Genomic DNA, 19,934 nt, shown 5'->3' with positions numbered 1-19,934 from the left:
CAGGCTGTCGAGCGGGCGCCCGCGCAGGGCCTCGATCACCGCCGGGGTCACGTCCACCAGCTCGTAGCGCGCCAGCAGCCCCTCCGGCGTCGACAGCTCCGCCCCCGCCTCCACGGCACGCGCCGTCGGACCCGAAGCCGGGAGAACCGAGCAGCCGCCGACGAGGCAGGCCGTCAGCGCGAACAGCGCCGTGAAACGAACCATCTTCGAACTCCCGGAGCCGTGCCCGTCTCCGTGAGACCGGCACGCAACACCCGTATGACCCTGTCGTCTTCGTCGCGAGCCCGCGCCACCGAGGTCCGTGCCGAAGTGTCGGCGGACGACGCGCGCATGGCTGGAGCCTCGACGTTGCGCGCCAAAGCCTGCGATCGCTTTAACGACGGCTCGAGCACGCGCGCCGGACATCGCCCGGCATTGCGTCACGACCGTGGCACGGCCACGCTTGGCCCATCCGCCGACGTCGCGGCCCGGCCGATTGCGGCTCGCAGCCGGCGCCCGAGATCGTCGGCGGTGCGGTCGACCCGACGCGGCGCGGCCGGGTCGGCGTGGCCGAACCGGAACAGCGCGTAGTCGGTGGCGGTGTCGCCAAAGCCGGGCCGGCAGGTCGGCAGGGCGGGCGCGTGGTCGCCGTAGATGCAGAGCGTCGCGTTCAGGCCCGCGAGCGCGGCCACGAGGTCCTCGACCATGCGCCCGGCGGCGGCGACGTGGTGGAGGTACTGGGCGACCGGGTCGTCGATCCCCGGCAGGCGTCCCGGCTTCCAGGGGCCGTGGTTCTCCATGGTGACGCCGAACAGGAACAGCGGCCCGCGCCGTGCCGCGACCTCGGCGCGCACGCGCTCGCCGAAGGCCGCATCGCCGACATAGGGTCCAACGCGGGGCGCGTCGCCGAACGCCTCCTCCATCACGAGGGTGTCGAAGCCGAACGCCTCCATGACGCGGGCGCGCTGGAAGAAGTCGCGGTGGAACGGGTGGACGAAGGTGGTCGCGTAGCCGTTCCGCCGGGCCGTCCGGGCGAGGCTGCCCGGCTCGTTCCCGCGCGAGGCGAGATAGGGGTCGAACACGCCGAAGCCGAGATCGCACGCGCCGCGCCCGGTGAGCACGGCGTGCTCGGTCCGCATGGTGTAGGCGCCGTGCGCCGGCACCCGCAGGCGGCCGTGCTCGCTGGCGCGCGCCCGGATCAGGTCCATCAGCGGCAGGTGCGGTCCGCCGAGCCGTTCGGGGTCGAGGAAGGATTCGAGCTGGATCACCACCACGACGTCGTCGCCCGGCGGCTGCGCGATCGCGGGCGCTGCGACGGTCGCGGGGCCGCCGCGCTCGCTCCGCCACCGCAGCGCGTAGGCGATCAGGCAAGCGGGCAGGCCGTAGCGGGCGAGGTCGGCTTCGAGCTCCGGCTGCGGGAACCGCCGGGCGACCCGGCCGGCGAACGGCCCGCGATCGGCGGCGACGAGCAGGGCGGCGAGGCCGAGCGGCAGGCCCAGGACGGCGGCCAGGGCCCCGCCGGCGGAGGCGGGCAGCAGGCTCGGCTCGATCCGGTACCACAGCGCGATGCCGGCCAGCCCGAGCAGGAGCGGCACGGCGATCCGCGGGCTGGTGACCGGCGGCACGTAGTAGAGCTGCGGATGGCGCGGCACCTGCGGCAGCAGCGCGAAGTCGCTGAACACCAGCGGCTCGCCGATCACCGCGCGTTTCAAGTGGCTGACGAGGTGGAGGATCGCGACGGTGAGCACGCAGCTCGACGCGGCGAGCCACGGGCGCCACGAGAACACGAACCAGAACAGCAGGATCAGCCCGTAGGCGCCGAGCCGGATGGCGAGGTCGCCGGGCCTGCGGCTCGCGCGCCCCGGCACGTCGCCGAAGCGGAACTCGATCGCGAGGCAGAGGACGAAGGCGACCACCGTCGCGAGGAGGAAGGACATCGTGCTCGGCTCAACCTTGCCCGGGCTTCCGGGTGACGGGCTTGTCGCCGGACGCGACGCCGCGCCGGACGCGCAGGGCCCGCACGATCGGGTTCAGCAGGCGGTAGCGCGCCCGCATGCCGAAGCCGGCGAGCCGGCCGAGCGCGAGGGCGCTCGGGGGCGCTGCGGCGCGGGCGGCGCTGAGGCGGTCGAGCAGCTGCTCGGGGCCGCACGGCTTCATCGCCACCGGATCGAGGTAGCGCGGATACAGGATCAGCGCGCCGGCGACGAGCTGGTCGAGGGCGAGCGTCCGGCCGCGGTCGGCGCCGGGCGCGAGATCCTCGGTGAGGCCCCAGCCGGCATAGAACGGCCGCCCGTGCGTCGCGACGCTCAGGCCCCGGATCAGCGCCTCGAAGCCGGCGAGCGAGGTCATCGTCTCGACGTGGTGCACCCGGTCGAGCAGGTCGACGATGCTCAGGCCCGAGACGATCCGGTCGGCGAGCCCCAGGGCCTCGGCTTCGGGGATCGCGCCGGGGCGGAACCCGGCCTCCACGTCGGGATGCGGCTTGTAGAGCAGGAAGGCGTCCCGGTTGCGCGCCCGCGCCGCCTGCAGCAGCGCCCGGTTCGAGCGCACGTTCGGCGAGCCGTAGCGGACCGAGGCGTCGTCCTCGACCTGGCCCGGCACCAGCACGATCCGCCGGTCCGCCGGCCAAGCGCCTGCGGCGACCGTGAGGCCGACATTGTACTTGCTCAGGCGCCGCGCGACGATCGTCTCGCGCAAGGACTTCGCCCGGGCGACCAGGGCGTCGGAAAATTCGGCTTCGGCCAGGATCCGCGAGAGACGGCTCTCGCGCCGCGGATCGTAGTAGATGCCGCGATCGTCGACCACGATCGAGGCGCCGGGCTGCAGGCTCGCCCCGAGGCCGACCGAGCGCAGGAAGCCGTCCTCGACCCGCGCCAGCGGCAGGCCGGCCTCCGCGCAGGCCGCCTCCAGGGCCTCCGGCGCGCGCGTCGCCCAGGCGAGCACCTGCCCGTCGTGGCGCTTCGCGGCGGCGACCGCGTCGGCGACGGTCATGGTGTGGATCGGCGTACCCTTCGGGCCGACGGCGAAGGCGTCGAGCGCCGGCCGCTTCCAGCGCGAGATGCCGACGTAGACGACGCGCCGCGCGTTCTCGGAAAACCGCGCCCGGAGCCAGGCGACGCGCTCGGCGCAGGCCGCGCGGTCGATCGGCGCCCGCGTCCAGGGGTCGAAATGGTGCAGGCCCGGCGTCTCGCGCCCTCCGACCGGCTCGCCGGCCAAGGTCAGGATCAGGCTCGAGAACCCGGTCTCGGCGCTGTCATAAGGGCTGAGCAGCGGCCCGGGCGCCACGACGAGCGGGGGACGGCCGGCGAGCCGCAGCAGCCGGGCGGCCGGCCCGTCGCGCCAGACGACGGCGCGGCCGCGAAGGCCGGGCGCGCCGAAGCGGCTGCCGGTGGCGGCCTCGATCTCGGCGCGCAGCAGCCGGATCGTGCGGCCGACGGGAAACAGCGTGTCGGGAAGGATCGGGCGCATCACCATTTCGGTCGAGGGCTCCGGGCCGGGCGGGTCGCGCGGCGGCGCCCGGCATCGCCTGCCGGGATCCCGCGACCCATCGTGAGGGCCGAGCGACGGGTCGCGCCGGCCTCGACGCGTTCCTGCCCGGACCCGCGGGCTTTAGCCCAATTCATCCGCGGCAGGCGAATGCTTCCTGGGGCGGGCGGATGAGCGGGACATGAACGGACACCCCCCGGACATATCGCCGCCGCGATTGGCTCCTAGCTCGTTACCCGTTCGGGGCCGGCCGCGACGGCGTTGCGGGACGGCCACGGCCCGGCGGAATCGTGCGGGGCGGAACGGCCCCGGATTGCCGGGCCGACTCGGCCGTGCGACCCGTGGTGGCTGCCCCGTCCCGTCCGCTGAAGGTACAGAGCGCCCCGGAATGCTTCAGCCTCGCCCAGATTCCGTCGATGCGAGCCCGGCGACGTTCCTCTTCCTCCAGGGCCTCGCCTCGACCTTCTTCTCCGATCTCGGCGGCGCCCTGGCCGCCCGCGGGCATCGGGTGCGGCGGATCAACTTCTGTCCCGGCGACTGGCTGTTCTGGCGCGGCGACGCGGACCATTACCGCGGCACCCGGCCCGGCTGGGAGCGCTGGCTCGACGCCTACGTCGCCACCTACGGCGTGACCGACATCGTCCTGTTCGGCGATTGCCGCCCCTATCACGTCGTCGCGCGCGCCGTCGCGGTCGCCCGCGGCCTGCGCGTTCACGTGTTCGAGGAGGGCTACATCCGCCCGAACTGGATCACCTGCGAGCTCGGCGGCGTGAACGGGTACTCGACCCTGCCGAAGACCGCCGAGGGCGTCCGGGCGCTGGCGCGCCGCCTGCCGCAGCCCGGCCGCGCGATGCCCTCGACCGGCGACATGGCCCTGCGCAGCATCTGGGACGTCGGCTACAACGTCGCCAACGTCTGCTTCCCCTACCTCTACCCGCGCTTCCGCAGCCACCGCCCGACGCATATCGCGATGGAATATGCCGGCTGGATCAAGAAGTTCTCCCACCGCGGCCGGACCAGGCGCGAGGCCGCCCGCTGCAACGAGATCTACAACGCGGTCGGCTGCGACTACTTCCTGCTGCCGCTCCAGCTCGACAGCGACTACCAGATCCGCGTGCACTCCCCCTTCCTCGGGGTCGAGGGCTTCATGGACCGGGTGATCAAGTCCTTCGCAGAGGCCTCGCAGGCGCCGACCCGGCTGCTGGTGAAGCTCCACCCCCTCGATGCCGGCCTGATTAACTGGCGCAAGTTCGCCCGCGCCTCGGCCCGCCGCCACGGGGTGAGCGAGCGCCTCGACTTCATCGACGGCGGCGAGCTGCCCAGCCTGATCGCCGGTGCCCGCGGCGTGGTGATCGTCAACAGCACCGTCGGCATGCTCTCGCTGGAGATGGGCCGGCCGACGATGGCGCTCGGCACCGCGATCTACAACATGCCCGGCCTCACCCATCAGGGCGACATCGACGGGTTCTGGACCGCACCGACCGCTCCGGATCTCGGCCTGATGTCGGATTTCCGCCGCGTGGTGCTGCACCGGACGCAGGTGAACGGCGGCTACTTCTCCAAGGCCGCCATCGCCCGCGCCGTCGCCGCGACGGTCCCGCGGATGGAGGCAGCGCTCCCCGACGCCCGGGTCGCGGCCGCCCGGACGATCCGCGAGGGCGAGGCCGATGCCGGCCGTCTCGCCGAGGTGTATTGATTCGGCCGACCGGCGCGCGGTAGCACCCGGATCATGCCCCACATCCTGATCACCGGCGCGTCGAGCGGCATCGGCGCGGCGCTCGCCCGCCGCTATGCCCTGCCCGGAAACCGCCTGACCCTCAACGCCCGCGACCGCGGCCGCCTCGAAACGGTGGCCGCCGCGTGCCGCGCCCGCGGCGCCGAGGCGACGGTCGTGCCCCTGGACCTGCGCGACCGCGAGGCGGTCCGCGCCTGGATCAGGACCCTCGACGGGGATGACCCGATCGACCTCGTGATCGCCAATGCCGGCGTCAACGGCGGCCATCCGACCGGCGAGGTCGAGAGCGAGGACGTCGCCTTCGAGACCCTCGACATCAACCTCGTCGGCTGCCTCAACGTCGTGCTGCCCTGCGTCACCGCCATGGCGGCCCGGGGGCGCGGGCAGATCGCCCTGATCTCCTCGCTCGCCGCCTACGCGCCGCTCGCCGACGCCCCATCCTACAGCGGCACCAAGGCGGCGCTGGTCGCGCACGGGCAGGCCCTGCGCGCCAAGCTCGCGCCGAGGGGCGTGCGGGTCAACGTGGTGATGCCGGGCTACGTGAAGACGCCGATGGGCGGCCAGCTCAAGGGCTGGCGGCCGCTCGAGATGAGCGCCGACCAGGCCGCCGAGCGCATCGCCCGCGGGCTGGTGCGCAACCGGGAGATCGTTACCTTCCCGAGCGTGCTCTTCCACCTCGCCCGGGCCGGCCTCGTCGCACCGGAATTCCTGCGCACCGCCGCCATGCGCGCCTTCCGCTTCCAGCTGCGGCCGCGCCGCTGATGCCCAAGCCCAGCATCGCGCTCTTCGCCCTCGAGGCGCTGCCGAACGCGCGCGCCGTGCGCCGGTTCGTGGCCGACCACGCCGCGGAGATCGCCTTCGTCGGCCTGTCGAACGCCGAGCGGCCCTCGACCGGCGGCCTCGTCGGGCAGGTCCGGCGCCATCTTGCCCGCTCCGGGCCGGCCTTCCTGCCCTACCTCGCGGTGAATTTCGGCCTGCCCGACCTGCTCCGCCCGGTCGCGCCGCTGACCCAGCGCATCGCCGGCACCACCGGCTCGCCCGAGGCGACGCCGCTCGCGACCCTGTGCCGGCAGCACGGCATCCCGACGCTGACGGTCGACGACGTCAACGGTGCCGACGTCGCCGATCTCCTGCGCCGGCACGCGCCGGACCTGATCGTCACCTTTCACTTCGACCAGATCCTCGCGGGCGAGACGATCGCGCGGGCGCGGCTCGGCGGCCTCAACGTCCATCCCGGCCTGCTGCCGCGCCATCGCGGGCCGGTGCCGACGATCCATGCGCTGGCCGAGGGGCCGGACGCCTTCGGCGTGACGGTCCACCGGCTCGCCGTGGCGATCGATGCCGGCGCGATCCTCGAGCAGGCGCCGGTCGCGCTGCCCGCGGACGTGACCGCGACCCGCGCCGCCGTACTGCTGCACGAGCACGGCCGGAACCTGCTCGATGCGGTGCTGGCCGATATCGCCCGCGACGGCGCGGTGCCGGAAGGCCGCACCGTGCCGGTGCTGCCCTATTGCCCGTTCCCGGATGCCGGCTTCCTCAAGGCGATGCGCCGCCGGGGCCGCTATCTCACCGATGTCGGCGACCTGCGCGAAGCCCTGAGCCTGTCGGCGCGCGGCGCTTGATACGGCGGCCTAGGTGATGCGGCGGACCGGAGCGCGCCGGTAGGCGACGCGGGCCAGAACCACGGCGCCTCCGAGCTGCAGGAAGCCGTTCTCGGCGAGGTCGGACGGCGCCAGGTGCCAGTGGACCAGCCCGCGCGTGAGCGCGTTCAGGGCCATGAGGACGAGGCAGAAGGCGGCGGCGGCAAGCAGCGCGGCGACGAAATCGGGCATGGCTCGGCATCCCACTCTCGGACGATGCCGGCCGCCGCAAGAACCGCGCCGGTCGCGTCAGGCCGTCGCCCGCATCGACGCCCGCTCGCCGAAGGTCGAGAACCAGGCGGCCAGGCCCGGTCGGCTCGCGCGCCAGCCGAGCTCAACGAAGCGCAGGTCGAGGTAGCCGAGGGCGCAGGCGAGCGCGATGGTGCCGATGTCGACGCCCGCGAGCGACGGCGCCTGCGTCTCGAACCAGTCGAGGGCGCTGACGATCTTGGCGGTCTGCCCGTCGATCCACGCCTGCGAGCGCTCGGATTCGGGTCGCGCGGTCAGCTCGTAGCGGATCAGCAGGGCGGCATCGAGCACCGCGTCGGCGGTCGATTGCAGGTTCAGCGCGGCCCAGCGCGCTGCGCCCGGCGCCGGGAACAGGTGGCCGCCGGCGAGCGCATCGAGGTACTCGCAGATCACCCGGCTGTCGGCGATCGCCGCGCCGTCGTCGAGGATCAGGGTCGGGACCTGCGCCAGCGGATGCACGCTCAGCACGCGCCCGTCCCGGGTCACCGGGTGGACGGCGCTCGGCAGCGTCTCGATGCGCTCGGCCAAGCCGAGCTCGTGGGCGGCCACCATCACCTTGCGGACGAAGGGCGAGGTCGGGGAATGGAACAGCTTCATCGGGGTCTCGTCGGCGTGGGCGGCGCGATCAGCGCCGGGCGGCGGGTTTGGCCGGGACGGTGCCGGCCGTCGCCGCCGGCGTGACGGCGGCGGGCGGGCTCGCGCGCGGCGTCTCGACGAAGAGGCGCTTCACCGGCCAGCCGTCGGCCCAGCGCTCCATGTCGCCGAAGCGCGGATTGGTCTTCAGGCCGGTGGCGTCCTGACCGGCGAAGGCCGCGGTCGCCGCGAGGTCGAAGGTCTTCCAGAACGCGAGGTAGTCGAGGGTGTCGGCGCGGGCGTTGTTGATCTGCGCCACCAGCGTCTGCTGCTCGCCGGAGAGCGACATGTCGGCCGACCACTTGAACGGTGGCGGCTTGGTGTCCTTCGGGTCGGCCGGCAGCTTGATCGCCGCGCCGTCGAACGCGGCATCGAGCCCGGCCGGCGCCGCAAGCGTCGCGGTGAGCGCCGGGAAGCCGTGGTCGTCGGAAAGCGCGCGCATGAACAGCTTGCGCTCCGTCGGCACGGCGCTCGCCTCGCGCAGCAGCCGGCGGGCGGCCAGGTCGGCCGCGCGGGCGTCGCGATCGCCGATCATGGCGATCAGCAGCGTCTGCGGCGCGATCTTCGCGAGATCGCCGAGCACGATGCCGCGCGACTTCGGCCCGCTGGCGATGCCGCCCGGCATCACCCCGAACACCAGCTTCGGCACGGGCAGGTCCTGCGCCTTCGCGTCGGCCGCGATGTCCATGGCGAGCGGGACGCCCGCGAGGTGGCCGATCAGCGCGACCTTCCCCAGGTCGGGCTTGCCCTCCGCGTCGGCGGTCAGCGCCTCGAAGGCGGTCTTGAGCGCGCCCTCCGCGTTGGCGACCGCATCGACGGGCCGGGTCCGGTTCACGTCCTGGAAGCGCGGGAACAGGACGAGCCAGCCGTTGCGGGCGAGATGGTCGATCCAGGCGCCGTAGCTCTGCGGGTTGGTGGCGCCCCAGCCGTGCAGGAGCACCGCGACCGGGCGCCCCTCGGCGGGGGCCGCGCCGGCGGCGTGGAACACGAAGGTCGCGGCGCCGGTGCGCCCGACCGCGCGCTTGACGATGGTGAGCTTGCGGTCGCCGACGCCGCCCGGCCCGTCGTTCGGCTGGGCCGGCGGCGCCGCGGCCGCGGCGGGCAGCACCGAGACGAGGAGGCCGAACAGGCCCGCGGCCAACGGGCCGCGATGGTCTTTCAGGAACATGGACGGCTCGATCGCTTCGAGAAGGGGGGCGGACCGCTCGCGGGCCGGCATAGCAGATTCGGCCCCCGGGGTGATGCGCCGGCCGCCTCGCGGCAGGCCCTGCACCGGGGCGGGGTTCGCACGGCGAAGCCTCAGGGTTCGAGGGCGTGCGGGACCAGCTTGCCGCCGGGGCCGATCACCGACGGCCCCGTCGACGATCCGGCCGGGCGCCCGGCCGCCTGCTCGACCCAGGCCAGGATGTCCTCGGCCCGCCACGGCTTCGGGATGAAGGTCGCCGAGACGCGCAGGTCGCTCGGCTGGTCGCCGGCATCGCCCGAGGTGAGGAGCACGCGCACCCGCGGCCACGTGACGCCGATGATCCGCGCCAGCTCGAAACCGCCGATCGGTCCCGGCGTTCGCACGTCCGAGAAGACCACGCTGACCTCGTCGCCGCGATCGTTGAGGATGGCGAGCGCCCGCTCCGCGGTCTCCGCCTCGATCACGGTGAAGCCGGTTTCCTCCAGGAGGGTCGCGGCGAGGAAGCGCTCGTCCGGCTGATCCTCCACCACGAGGATGACGGGCTTCTGTCCGGGCGGGTTCACGTCGGTCATAGCCGGGACACTCTAAGCGGGCCGGATGGTCGGCCCCTCGGATCGGTCGTTCATCGCCATCGTCGATGCGAACGGGGGTCGACCCGTGCGTGCACGCGCCGCCCGGCCCCATCCTGGCATAAACCGGTCGTCCCCGCCGTGTCGGATAGGGCACACAACCCTGAAGGAGCGTGCCCGCCCCGCCGTGACCGCTGGTCGCGGCGCGTCGGCGCGACCTAGCCGACGCCGTTCGCCTTCAGGAATGCGAGGGCGCGGCGCCAGCCGTCCTCGGCCGCCTCCTTGCGGTAGCTCGGCCGGTAATCGGCATGGAAGCCGTGCGGGGCGTCCGGGTAGACGACCAGCTCCACCGGCTTGCCGGCGGCCTTCGCCGCGTCGCGGGCGGCCTCGGCGGTCGCGACCGGGATGCCGGTGTCGGCGCCGCCGTAGAGGCCGAGCAGCGGTGCGTTGAGCTGGCCGGCGACCGATCCGGCGCTGCGCGGCTGGATGTCGGTCGCGTCGCCGCCGAGCGGGCCGTACCAGGCGACCGCCGCCTTCAGGTCACGGCGGTGGGCGTCGTAGAGCCAGGCGGCACGGCCGCCGCGGCACCAGCCCATCACCCCGAGGCGCGCCGGATCGCCCTTGGCGGCGGAGGTCGCCCAGGCGACGGTGGCGTCGAGGTCACCGATCCACTGCGCGTCCGGCGTCTTCGAGATCACGTCGCGGATGATCAGCTTGGGGTCGGTCATCTGCGACAGGTCGCCCTGCCGGGCGTAGAGCTCCGGCGCAACGGCGCAGTAGCCGGCCTTGGCCAGGCGACGGCAGATGTCCTTGATGTATTCGTGGACGCCGAAGATCTCCTCGATCACCAGCACCAGCGGAAACGGCCCGGCCCCCTCGGGAACCGCGCGATAGCCCGGCATCGGCCCGTCGGCCGCCGGGATCCGCACCTCGCCGGCCTCGATCCCGGTGTCGTCGGTGTGGATGACCTGCGCCTCCACCGGCGTCACCGCGAGGGTGAAGCCGCTGATCAGGCTCGTCATCACGAAGCCCCGCCGCGACAGCGGCGGGACGATCAATCCATCGAGGCCCTCGCCGCCGCCTTCGTTGTCGTGCGTCATGCCGTGCTCCTCGAACCCTCCGGCCAGCGCACCACGCCGCCGGGCCCGGGTCAACCGTGCGGAGCCGCCCGGGCGGGACGCTCAGGCGCCGGCGGAGACCCGTGCCGGCCGGCGCGCCGGCACCGGGACGGGCCGCGGCGCGGGCTGCGGCCGCAGCAGGTCGGCGAGCGCGACGAACCCGTCGGCCTGCGGCGCCTGCCCGGCGCGGAAGCCGAAGCCGAGAGCGAAGGCCTGGCTCAGGCCGGCATCGCGCGCGATGCCGAACGCGTCGAGCGCAGTCAGGAACGCCTCGCGGAACAGGCTCGGCCGGCACCAGCTCTTCTCGGCCATCTGCAGCGGCCAGTCCCACAGGCCCTCGGCGCGGCGGGCGGCGAGCACGTCGCGACCGATGAAGTAGCCGGTCGTGCGGTGTTCCAGGCCCTCGCCCGACAGGGTCCAGTCGGCGTTGCGGAACAGGACGGCCTTTGCGCAAGAGGCGATAGTTGCGTCGATCATCGGGATCCTCGCCACCTTCGCGGAAGAGGCGCGACGATCGCGCGCCTGTTCCGCTTGGAACATACGAGGAACAGTGATCCGCAACGGAACGGGCGTCAAGCGCGATGTTCTCGATGTGTTCATATTTTCCCGGCGCGACGGCGCTACGGGTCAGCGTGCCTGGAACAGCGAGTGCTCGACGCGGTCGCCGGCCTTGATCCCGAGCTTGGCGGCGATGCCGGCATTCAGCTCCAGCACCGAGAGCACCGGCTCCGGCGATGCGATGATGGCGGTCGACAGCGGCTCGGTGTCGGCAGCGACCCGGGCGATGGTGCCGTCGGCGCGGATGAACAGCATGTCGAGCGGCAGGTAGGTGTTCTTCATCCACATCGCGACCGGTTCGGACCGCTCGAAGTCGAACAGCATGCCGTGGTTCGGCGCCATCGTGCGGCGGAACATCAACCCGCGGGTGCGGCCGGCATCGTCGCGCATCACCTCGACGTCGAAGCGGTGGGTGCCGTCCTTGGAGCGGATGCTCAGCGGCTCCGTCTGGCTCCTGGCCTGTCGCGCCTCCTGGGCCGAGGCGGGAGCGAGCGCCGACGGCAGGGCGCCCATGCCGAGGAGGCCGAGGGCCAGGCCGCCGGCGAGAAGGTTTCGGACGCGAGACAAGCGCAACACCATCAATGCGAGGACGGAACGGCTCCGTCGGGCAGCCGGACCTCGGCGGCCATCACGCCCTTGGAGCCGTCGCCGTATCGCACGAGCACCGTCTCGCCGGGCTTCAATTCGGCGATACCGTAGCGTCGCAGGGTTTCCATGTGCACGAAGATGTCCGGCGTGCCGTCGCCCCGCGTCAGGAAGCCGAAGCCGCGCAGGCGGTTGAACCACTTCACCACGGCGGTCTCGAGCCCGCTCGTCGGCGTCACGCTGACATGGGTGCGCGGCAGCGGCAGCTCGGACGGGTGCGTGGCCGAGGATTGGTCGAGCGACAGGACCCGGAAGGCCTGCCAGCCGCGGGCGCGCTCGGTCGCCTCGACCACGATGCGGGCGCCCTCGCTGGCGTTCTGGTGGCCGTCGCGGCGCAGGCAGGTCACGTGGAGCAGCACGTCGGGCATGCCGTCGTCGGGGACGATGAAGCCGAACCCCTTGGCGACGTCGAACCACTTGATCCGGCCCGACACCTCGACGAGGTCGAGCGGCTCCTCGACGTCGGCCTGCGATGAGGCGCCGATGCCCGCGCCGTCCGTTGCCCGTGAGCTCGCCGGCCCTGATCCGAACCCGTCAGACATGTCGATAAGCAACCTACACCGAATCGCGACGTGCGTTTCCCGGCCAGGATTAACGAAGTCTTGAAGCGGCGAAAGCCTCTTTGCCCGGCAGGCCTGGACGGTCCGACGGCAATGGCCGGCCCGATCGGCACGCTTCCGCAGCGATCCGTGCCGGTTCGGCGAGCATAGAGCAGGCCCAAGTCCGTGTCCGGACTCACGCTTTTGCGCCGGCCGACCCCATCGGAACGCTCCCGGCGGAAACAACCGAGTTCGGTCACTTTCTCGTGACTGTTGCTGCGGCGCAGCAGGTGGCGGGAGCGCCGTCGACGCGCCGTCCGCCGCACGAATCTTCGGAGCCGCCCATGGCCGCGCGCGGCGAATGGTGCTTAGGGGGCCGGCCATGCCACCCGATCCCACATTCGCCCCGACGAACGCGCCGGAAGCGCCTACCGTCGCGTCCCGCCGGATCCCGGCGATCGATGCGGGGCGTGCCGCCGCGCTCGCGGCGATGGCCGCCTATCACCTGACCTGGGACCTCGGGTACCTCCGCCTCACGCCCGAGAACGTCGCGCTGTCGCCCGCGGGGCGGGTCGCGGCGCACGTCATCGCCGGAACGTTCTTGGTCCTGGTCGGGGTCGGTCTGGTGCTGATGAACGGCCGCGGCGTGCGGCTGCGGCCGACCGCCCTGCGGCTGCTGCGGGTCGGCGGGGCGGCGGCGCTGATCACCCTGGCGACGTTCTACGCCTTCCCGGACAGCTTCATCTTCTTCGGCATCCTGCACTGCATCGCGGTGTCGAGCGTGCTGGCGCTGCCGTTCCTGTTCGTGCCGGCGGTGGTGACGGCGCTGGCCGGCGCCCTGGTCGTGGCGCTGCCGCACCTCGTGGCGCATCCGCTGCTCGATGCGCCCGCGCTGTTCTTCCTCGGCCTCGGCCGGCTGACGCCGCAGACCAACGACTACGTGCCGCTGTTCCCGTGGTTCGGGATCGTGCTGCTCGGGGTCGCCCTCGGCCGGATCGCCCTGCCCTGGTTCGCGCGCTCGCGGGCGGGTCTCTGGCAGCCGCGGAGCCGAGGCGCACGGGCCGCGACCTTCGCCGGCCGCCACAGCCTGGCGATCTACCTCGTGCACCAGCCGCTCCTGCTCGGGGCGCTGACGGGCCTGGTCGCGCTGACCGGGCCGCATCCGCGCGCCGGGCTGGCGAAGTTCCGGGCGGACTACGTCGAGACCTGCACCCGCACCGGGGGCGAGCCGGGCTCGTGCCGGATCGCGGCGCGCTGCACCGCCGACGCCCTGCGCAGGGAGGGCCTGTGGTCGGTGGAGGGCCGCCGCTTCACCGTGCCCGAGCGCATGCGGGCGCAGGGCCTGTCGCAGCGCTGCTACGAGGCCTCCGAGGGCACGGCGCCGCCGCCGTAGCCCCCCGTTCCGGGATGCCTCAGTCCTTGGCGCGCTCGACGTAGGCGCCGTCGGCGGTCATCACCACGATGCGGGTGCCGGCGGCGATGTGCGGCGGCACGGTGGTGCGGACGCCGTTCGACAGGGTGGCCGGCTTGTAGGAGGACGAGGCGGTCTGCCCCTTCATCGCCGGCTCGGTCTCGGCGACCTCGAGCACGACGCGCTGCGGCAGCTCGATCGTCAGCGCCACGCCGTTGTGCTGCGAGACCATCACCGCCATGCCCTCCTGCAGGTAGGGGGCGGCGTCGCCGACCACGTCGGCCGGCACCTGGATCTGCTCGTAGCTCTCCGGGTTCATGAAGTGGAACCCCTCCGAGTCGCTGTAGAGGAAGGTGTGCTCCTTGTCCTCGACGAAGGCGCGCTCGACCTGCTCGGTGGTGCGGTAGCGCTCCGACACCTTCACCCCGTCGGTGATGCGGCGCATGTCGAGCTGCGTCACGGGGGTGCCCTTGCCGGGATGGATGTTCTCCGCGAACAGGATGACGTAGAGCTTGCCGTCCTTATCGACGACGTTGCCCTTGCGGAGGGTAGAAGCGATCACCTTCACGGGGTCAGGTCCTGCGTTGACAAGGCGGGGTTCGCGCGCCTAGCGCGGTGCCCCGCGGGAGAGGCATATCCCTCGAGAGCGATATCGGGCTCCGGCACTATCCTATCCGCGGCCCGGTTGCCAGCCGCGCCAGTATCGGTCCGCCGGGAGCGCGCGTGTTCGAAGCCGGAAACGTCCGATCCGCCGATCGCAGGGCCGCCCGGTGACGGCGGCCCCCTCCCCGTGGTGGGCGCCGCACCGGCACGCCGACCGGCGCCCGCTGCTGATCCTGCGCAACCGCATCGCCCATGCGCTCCGCGGCCACTTCGCGGCCCGCGACTTCGTCGAGGTCGAGGCCGCCTGCCTCCAGGTCTCGCCCGGCAACGAGGCGCATCTCTCCGCCTTCGCCACCGAGGCGATCGGCGGCGACGGGCTACGCGCGCCGCTCTACCTCCACACCTCGCCGGAATTCGCCTGCAAGAAGCTGCTGGCGGCCGGCGAATCGCGGCTGTTCAGCCTCGGCCACGTCTTCCGCAACCGCGAGCGCGGGTTGCTGCATCATCCCGAATTCACGATGCTGGAATGGTATCGCGCCGGCGAGCCCTACGCCGTGCTGATGGCCGATTGCGCCGACCTGCTACGGCTCGCCGCCGAGACGGCGGCGACGGCGCGGCTGCGCCATCGCGATCGGACCTGCGATCCCTTCGCCGATCCGGAGCGGCTGACGCTGGCCGACGCCTTCGACCGGCATGCCGGCATCGACCTCCTCGCCACCCTGTCGCGGGACGGCGCCACCGACCGCGACGGGCTCGCCGCTGCGGTTGCGCAGGCGGGCCTGCGGGTGGCCGCCGACGACACCTGGGCCGACCTGTTCAGCCGCGTGCTGGTGGCGCGGATCGAGCCGCATCTCGGGCACGGGCGGCCGACGATCCTGAGCGAGTACCCGGTGAGCGAGGCGGCGCTCGCCCGCCCGAGCGCGGACGACCCGCGGGTGTCGGAGCGGTTCGAGCTCTATGCCTGCGGCGTCGAGCTCGCCAACGCCTTCGGCGAGCTGACCGACGCCGCCGAGCAGGGCCGGCGCTTCGCCTGCGAGATGGCGGAGAAGCATCGCGTCTACGGCGAGACCTATCCGATCGACGACGACTTCCTCGACGCCTTGGCGGTGATGCCGGAGGCGTCGGGCTGCGCGCTCGGCTTCGACCGGCTGGTGATGCTCGCGACCGGCGCGCCGCATATCGAGGACGTGATCTGGACCCCCGTCGCGGGCGGAACGCGATGAACCGCCCGCTGCGCAGCCCGGACGAGCTCGCCGCCGCGGGCCTCGTGGCGGCGGCCGACCTGCCGGCCCTGCGGGCGGTGGCCGCGCGCTACGCCGTGTCGATCACCCCCGACATGGCCGAGCTGATCGACGCCGCCGACCCGCATGACCCGATCGCCCGCCAGTTCGTGCCGCGGGCGGAGGAAGTCGTCACCGCGGCCGAGGAACGCGCCGACCCGATCGGCGACGCCGTCCACGAGAAGATGCCCGGCCTCGTCCACCGCTATCCCGACCGGGTGCTGCTGAAGCCGCTCCACGTCTGCCCGGTCTATTGCCGCTTCTGCTTCCGCCGCGAGGTGGTCGGGCCGGAAGGCGCCGGCACGCTGAGCGAGGCCGAGCTCGATGCGGCGCTGGCCTACATCGCCGCCGACCCGGCGATCTGGGAGGTGGTGCTGACCGGCGGCGACCCGTTCGCGCTCTCGCCGCGCAGGCTGGCCGATATCGCGCGGCGGCTCGAGTGCGTGCCCCACGTCAAGGTCCTGCGGGTCCACACCCGCGTGCCGGTGGTGAGCCCCGCCCTGGTGACCGACGCTCTGATCGCCGCGCTGAAAGGCTTCGGCCGGGCGGTGTTCGTGGCCCTGCACGCCAACCACGCCCGCGAGTTCGGCGCCGAGGCGCGGGCCGCCTGCGCGCGGCTGGTCGATGCCGGGATCCCGATGGTGAGCCAGACGGTGCTGCTCGCCGGCGTCAACGACGATGCGGCGGTGATGGAGGCGCTGATGCGGAGCTTCGTCGAGAACCGGATCAAGCCGTACTACCTGCATCACGGCGACCTCGCGCCGGGCACGGCGCACCTGCGCACCGGGCTCGATGCCGGGCAGGCGCTGATGCGCACGCTCCGCGGCCGGCTTTCGGGGCTGGCCCAGCCGACCTACGTCCTCGACATCCCCGGCGGCCACGGCAAGGTGCCGGTCGGGCCGGGCTACGTCGCGGCGGATCGCGACGGCACCCGGATCACCGATCCGAACGGCGGCGTGCATGCCTATCCGCCCGAGCCGTATCGGCCCGAGGCGAGCGAGCAGGAATAAGCCGATGCGCAGGCTCTGGGGGCGGGCGAACTCCGTCAACGTGCAGAAGGCCCTCTGGGGGCTCGACGAATCCGGCCTCGCCTACGAGCGGGTCGAGGCCGGCGGCGCGCACGGCGTCGTCGCCGACCCCGCCTACCGGGCGATGAACCCGAACGGCCTGGTGCCGGTGCTGCAGGAGGACGACTTCGCCCTGTGGGAGTCGAACGCGATCCTGCGCTACCTCGCGGACGGGGCGGAGGGCGTGCTCCGCCTGCCCGACGACCGGCGCGAGCGGGCGCAGGTGCAGCAATGGCTCGACTGGCAGGCGACGAGCTTCACCCCGTCGATGCGCGACGCGTTCTGGCAGCTCTACCGCGCCGCGCCGGATGCGCGCGACCACACGCTGATCGCCGCCTCGCTCGAACGGTCCGAGGCCCTCGCCGCGATCCTCGACCGGCACCTCGCCGACCGAACCTTCGTCGTCGGCACGCGCTTCTCGATCGCCGACATCGCGCTCGGCTGCGCCGCCCACCGCTGGCTCGCCCTGCCGGCGGAGCGCGTCGAGCGGCCCGAGATCCGGCGCTGGTACGCGGCGCTGGCGCAGCGGCCCGCCGCCGCCCGGATCTTCGCCGCGCCGATCAGCTGACGCCCGCACGTCCTCGCCGATCGGCCTTGCCCCTGCCCTGCTCAACCGTTGCCCGCCTTGCCCCCGCCCCTGCGCGACCCACTTGGGCGTCAGGCAGCCTGCCCGGAGACCGCACCCCGATGGCCCTCGACCCGACCCTGCGCGACGCCCTCTCCGCGGTCACCGTGGCGAGCCTCGCCCGCGCCCTGGCGCGCCGCGGCGTCCCGGCCTGCGCGCTCTCCGGCATCGCCGGTTCGGGCCGAGCCGTCGGGCCGGCCGTGACGCTGCGGATGATCCCGGCGCGCGGCGAGGTCGCGCGCTCGCTCGCGGAGGCGATCGAGGCGGTGCCCGAGGGCGCCGTCGTCGTGGTCGATACCGGCCGCTCCGGGCTCGCCCTCCCCTTCGGCGCGATCCTGGCCGCGCGGCTCTCCGCCCGCGGCGTCGCCGGCCTCGTCACCGACGGCTGCCTCGCAGCCGAGAGCGGCCTCGCCGTCTGGGACGCCGCGTTCGTGCCGGGCGAGGGTACGCTTCAGCTTGCGGGCTCCGGCGAGCCGATCGCCTGCGCCGGGGCCGCGGTGCATCCCGGCGACGTCGTGGTCGGCGGCCCCGACGGCGTGGTGGTGATCCCGGCCGACATCGCCGAGGCGGTGGCGCTGGAGGCGGTCGAGCAGCAGCGCCTCGATCTCTGGCTCACCCGCGAGGCGGAGAAGGGCGCGAGCCTCGCCACCCTGCTGCCGCCGGACGCCGAAACCCTGGCCCGCTACGAGGCCGAGACGAAGGCCTGAGGCCCGACGCCCGCCGGACCCGCGCCGATGTTCTTCCCGCTCTCGAAGGTGATCTTCTTCCTGATCACCCCGTCGAACGTCTTCGCCCTCGTCGGGCTCGTCGGCGTCGCGCTGACGCTCGCGACCGCGCGGCGGCGCCTCGGCGGAGCTTTGAGCGCGTTCGGCCTCCTCGGCCTGCTCGCAGGCGGCCTGTCGCCGCTCTCGGCCTGGGCGGTGCTGCCGCTGGAGCAGCGCTTCCCGGCCTACGCCGACGATCGCCCGCCCGACGGCATCATCGTGCTCGGCGGCGGGATCGAGGCCGGGTTGTCGTCCGGCCGCGGGCAGGTGGTCGTCAACGATGCCGGCGAGCGGCCGATCTACATGGCCGATCTCGCCCGGCGCTACCCGCAGGCGCGGCTGATGTTCTCCGGCGGCAGCGGCAGCCTCGTCGACGGGGCGATCGCCGAGGCCGACATCGTCAGCCGCGACGCCGATACCCTCGGCCTGCCGCGCACCCGGCTGATCCTGGAGAACCGCTCGCGCAACACCCGCGAGAACGCGCTGTTCTCCGCCGCGATGGCCCAGCCGAAGCCGGGCGAGCGCTGGCTGCTGGTGACCTCGGCCTTCCACATGCCGCGGGCGATGGGCTGCTTCCGCGCGGCCGGCTTCCACGTCGTCGCCTTCCCCGTCGACTACCGCACCCGCGGCCCGCGCGACGCGCTGCGCTTCGGCAGCTTCGCCTCGGAGGGGCTGCTGGTGCTCGACCTAGCGGTGAAGGAATGGATCGGCCTCGCGGTCTACCGGCTCGCCGGCTACACCGACGCGCTGCTGCCGGGGCCGGCGGATCAGCCCTCGGGGAGCGACAACCGGTAGATCCCGCGAAAATCGTCCGGATCGGCGGGCTTGCCCTTCCGCAGGATGGCGAGGCGGCCGGCCTTGGTCAGGCGCACGGCGATGCGGCGCACCGGCTGCATCAGGGGGCTCCACTGGTCCGGATCCGACCCCGCCAGCGCGCGTGCGACCTCCGAAGGGCAGATGGTCTTGCCGGGGCCGCGCTCGGCCACGAGACGCAGCATCGTCTCCTCGATCGCGTCTTCGCTGCGGGTTCCGGTGCGGTCGTCGCTCACGGCGTGGATCCTTCGGCGGGCGGGGCGCCGTCGGCGAGCAGGATCGCGCGGATCTCGGAGACGAACTGGCGCCGCCACATCACGAACACGACCGCCGTCGTCGAGGCGACGAGGAAATAGGGGCTGACGAACCACCCGAGATACGCCAACGCGAAGAAGAACGCACGCTGCCCGCGGGCGAAGTGGAGCCCGGCCGCGGTGTTCATCGCCGCCACGCGCCGCGCGGCGCGCAGCATCGCGGACTCGCTCGCCCCCGAGCCCTTGGGCGGCACGGTCCCGAGCAGGATCGCGCTGTAGTTGAACAGCCGGTAGGCCCAGGCGAACTTGAAGAAGGCATAGACGAACACGACCGCGAGCCCTGCGACCTTGATCTCCCAGGTCGTGCGCGTGGCGATCGTGCCGAAGGGCAGCGTGCCGAACAGGTTGAGCACGTCGTCGCCGGAGCGCGACAGGGTGAGCACGCCGCCGAGCGCGATCAGCGACGTCGAGGCGAAGAAGGCGGTGCCGTTCTGCAGCGAGGCGTTGATCGTGGTGTCGACCACGCGGTTGTCGCGCACGATCAGCTGGCGCGCCCATTCCTCGCGCTGCGCGTTCATGATCTGGCTCAGCGACACCATCCGTCCGCGCAGGCGCCCGACGGAGAGGCCGTAGCCGACCCAGGCCAGCACGAAGTAGATCAGCGCGCCGAGGTCGATCGGCGAGAACCCGGAGGGCAGGTAGGCGGCGAGCAGCGTGGTGGAAGGGAGGTCGGTCATCGTCCCCGGGGTGCCCATCGGGCCCGCGCGCCGCGCCGGCCGT

General features: G+C 73.1%; 22 protein-coding genes and 1 pseudogene. 9 read left to right on the top strand and 14 right to left on the bottom strand.

Annotation, left to right across the window (positions count from 1 at the left end):
* From MKK55_RS15755 to MKK55_RS15745, 3 genes and pseudogenes are all read right to left on the bottom strand, one after another.
* Positions 1-204 (bottom strand): annotated as a pseudogene (locus MKK55_RS15755) (sugar transporter); the annotation flags it as partial.
* Positions 205-419: 215 nt separating this feature from the next.
* The gene (locus tag MKK55_RS15750; protein ID WP_243936110.1) at positions 420-1,916 is read right to left on the bottom strand and encodes an LTA synthase family protein; all 1,497 of its coding nucleotides are present in this window, start codon (positions 1,914-1,916) and stop codon (positions 420-422) included.
* Positions 1,917-1,926: 10 nt separating this feature from the next.
* Positions 1,927-3,447 carry a capsular biosynthesis protein gene (locus tag MKK55_RS15745; protein WP_243936108.1) on the bottom strand — a complete coding sequence of 507 codons (1,521 nt, stop codon included), beginning with the start codon at positions 3,445-3,447 and terminating at the stop codon, positions 1,927-1,929.
* Between the two features lie 406 nt (positions 3,448-3,853).
* Between MKK55_RS15745 and MKK55_RS15740 the strand changes: the two genes are divergently transcribed.
* Genes MKK55_RS15740 through MKK55_RS15730 form a run of 3 tightly spaced genes read left to right on the top strand, consistent with a single transcriptional unit; the run spans position 3,854 to position 6,822 of the window.
* A complete protein-coding gene (locus MKK55_RS15740; RefSeq protein WP_243936100.1) occupies positions 3,854-5,161 on the top strand; it encodes a capsule biosynthesis protein in 1,308 nt (435 codons plus the stop codon).
* Between the two features lie 33 nt (positions 5,162-5,194).
* A complete protein-coding gene (locus tag MKK55_RS15735) occupies positions 5,195-5,962 on the top strand; it encodes an SDR family oxidoreductase (RefSeq protein WP_147858995.1) in 768 nt (255 codons plus the stop codon).
* Positions 5,962-6,822, top strand: coding sequence for a formyltransferase family protein (locus MKK55_RS15730; RefSeq protein ID WP_243936098.1), 861 nt, complete (start codon positions 5,962-5,964; stop codon positions 6,820-6,822). The genes MKK55_RS15735 and MKK55_RS15730 overlap by 1 nt, the downstream gene beginning before the upstream one ends.
* Before the next feature lie 9 nt (positions 6,823-6,831).
* Here MKK55_RS15730 and MKK55_RS15725 read toward each other — a convergent pair whose 3' ends face one another.
* The 8 genes from MKK55_RS15725 to MKK55_RS15690 all read right to left on the bottom strand — a co-directional run bounded on the left by MKK55_RS15725 (position 6,832) and on the right by MKK55_RS15690 (position 12,340).
* Positions 6,832-7,032 carry a hypothetical protein gene (locus MKK55_RS15725; RefSeq protein WP_147729517.1) on the bottom strand — a complete coding sequence of 67 codons (201 nt, stop codon included), beginning with the start codon at positions 7,030-7,032 and terminating at the stop codon, positions 6,832-6,834.
* 57 nt (positions 7,033-7,089) lie between these two features.
* The gene (locus MKK55_RS15720; RefSeq protein WP_243936096.1) at positions 7,090-7,686 is read right to left on the bottom strand and encodes a glutathione S-transferase; all 597 of its coding nucleotides are present in this window, start codon (positions 7,684-7,686) and stop codon (positions 7,090-7,092) included.
* A gap of 28 nt (positions 7,687-7,714) precedes the next feature.
* A complete protein-coding gene (locus MKK55_RS15715; RefSeq protein ID WP_243936095.1) occupies positions 7,715-8,890 on the bottom strand; it encodes a chlorophyllase/cutinase-like alpha/beta fold protein in 1,176 nt (391 codons plus the stop codon).
* A 131-nt stretch (positions 8,891-9,021) separates the two neighbouring features.
* Positions 9,022-9,480 carry a response regulator gene (locus MKK55_RS15710; protein ID WP_147729357.1) on the bottom strand — a complete coding sequence of 153 codons (459 nt, stop codon included), beginning with the start codon at positions 9,478-9,480 and terminating at the stop codon, positions 9,022-9,024.
* A 215-nt stretch (positions 9,481-9,695) separates the two neighbouring features.
* Positions 9,696-10,577 carry a dienelactone hydrolase family protein gene (locus tag MKK55_RS15705; protein WP_243936093.1) on the bottom strand — a complete coding sequence of 294 codons (882 nt, stop codon included), beginning with the start codon at positions 10,575-10,577 and terminating at the stop codon, positions 9,696-9,698.
* A gap of 81 nt (positions 10,578-10,658) precedes the next feature.
* The gene (locus tag MKK55_RS15700; RefSeq protein ID WP_147843686.1) at positions 10,659-11,072 is read right to left on the bottom strand and encodes a hypothetical protein; all 414 of its coding nucleotides are present in this window, start codon (positions 11,070-11,072) and stop codon (positions 10,659-10,661) included.
* Between the two features lie 150 nt (positions 11,073-11,222).
* Positions 11,223-11,732, bottom strand: coding sequence for a DUF192 domain-containing protein (locus tag MKK55_RS15695; RefSeq protein WP_409566070.1), 510 nt, complete (start codon positions 11,730-11,732; stop codon positions 11,223-11,225).
* A complete protein-coding gene (locus MKK55_RS15690; protein ID WP_147728637.1) occupies positions 11,732-12,340 on the bottom strand; it encodes a cold-shock protein in 609 nt (202 codons plus the stop codon). The genes MKK55_RS15695 and MKK55_RS15690 overlap by 1 nt, the downstream gene beginning before the upstream one ends.
* 379 nt (positions 12,341-12,719) lie before the next feature.
* Between MKK55_RS15690 and MKK55_RS15685 the strand changes: the two genes are divergently transcribed.
* Positions 12,720-13,730 (top strand): DUF1624 domain-containing protein, encoded by a 1,011-nt coding sequence (locus MKK55_RS15685; protein ID WP_243936091.1) that lies wholly within the window; start codon positions 12,720-12,722, stop codon positions 13,728-13,730.
* A 19-nt stretch (positions 13,731-13,749) separates the two neighbouring features.
* On the opposite strand, the gene efp is transcribed toward MKK55_RS15685, so the two are convergent.
* Positions 13,750-14,316, bottom strand: a complete 567-nt coding sequence (gene efp, locus MKK55_RS15680; RefSeq protein ID WP_147728635.1) for an elongation factor P — start codon at positions 14,314-14,316, stop codon at positions 13,750-13,752.
* Positions 14,317-14,518: 202 nt separating this feature from the next.
* Here efp and epmA point away from each other — a divergent pair, with 202 nt between their 5' ends.
* The 5 genes from epmA to MKK55_RS15655 all read left to right on the top strand — a co-directional run bounded on the left by epmA (position 14,519) and on the right by MKK55_RS15655 (position 18,882).
* Positions 14,519-15,574 carry an EF-P lysine aminoacylase EpmA gene (gene epmA / locus MKK55_RS15675; protein ID WP_243936089.1) on the top strand — a complete coding sequence of 352 codons (1,056 nt, stop codon included), beginning with the start codon at positions 14,519-14,521 and terminating at the stop codon, positions 15,572-15,574.
* A complete protein-coding gene (locus tag MKK55_RS15670; protein ID WP_243936087.1) occupies positions 15,571-16,641 on the top strand; it encodes a lysine-2,3-aminomutase-like protein in 1,071 nt (356 codons plus the stop codon). The genes epmA and MKK55_RS15670 overlap by 4 nt, the downstream gene beginning before the upstream one ends.
* 4 nt (positions 16,642-16,645) lie before the next feature.
* Positions 16,646-17,266: a glutathione S-transferase family protein gene (locus tag MKK55_RS15665; protein ID WP_243936085.1), complete on the top strand. Its 621-nt coding sequence runs from the start codon at positions 16,646-16,648 to the stop codon at positions 17,264-17,266.
* Positions 17,267-17,385: 119 nt separating this feature from the next.
* Positions 17,386-18,030, top strand: coding sequence for a dimethylmenaquinone methyltransferase (locus MKK55_RS15660; protein ID WP_243936084.1), 645 nt, complete (start codon positions 17,386-17,388; stop codon positions 18,028-18,030).
* 27 nt (positions 18,031-18,057) lie between these two features.
* Entirely contained in the window at positions 18,058-18,882 is an 825-nt protein-coding gene (locus MKK55_RS15655; protein ID WP_243936082.1) for a YdcF family protein, read from the top strand.
* Here MKK55_RS15655 and MKK55_RS15650 read toward each other — a convergent pair.
* Together MKK55_RS15650 and MKK55_RS15645 are read right to left on the bottom strand one after the other, a co-directional pair.
* Positions 18,855-19,085: a DUF3253 domain-containing protein gene (locus tag MKK55_RS15650; RefSeq protein ID WP_147726996.1), complete on the bottom strand. Its 231-nt coding sequence runs from the start codon at positions 19,083-19,085 to the stop codon at positions 18,855-18,857. The two genes, MKK55_RS15655 and MKK55_RS15650, sit on opposite strands and share 28 nt — an antisense overlap.
* Before the next feature lie 47 nt (positions 19,086-19,132).
* Positions 19,133-19,891 (bottom strand): DUF599 domain-containing protein, encoded by a 759-nt coding sequence (locus MKK55_RS15645; RefSeq protein WP_147726993.1) that lies wholly within the window; start codon positions 19,889-19,891, stop codon positions 19,133-19,135.
* Positions 19,892-19,934 lie beyond the last annotated feature (43 nt).

Origin of the sequence: Methylobacterium sp. J-059 (assembly GCF_022829485.1) — a bacterium.
In the GTDB taxonomy this organism is placed as follows: domain Bacteria; phylum Pseudomonadota; class Alphaproteobacteria; order Rhizobiales; family Beijerinckiaceae; genus Methylobacterium.
Note: the sequence above shows the minus strand (reverse complement) of the source record. Positions and strands in the feature narration are given on the sequence as shown.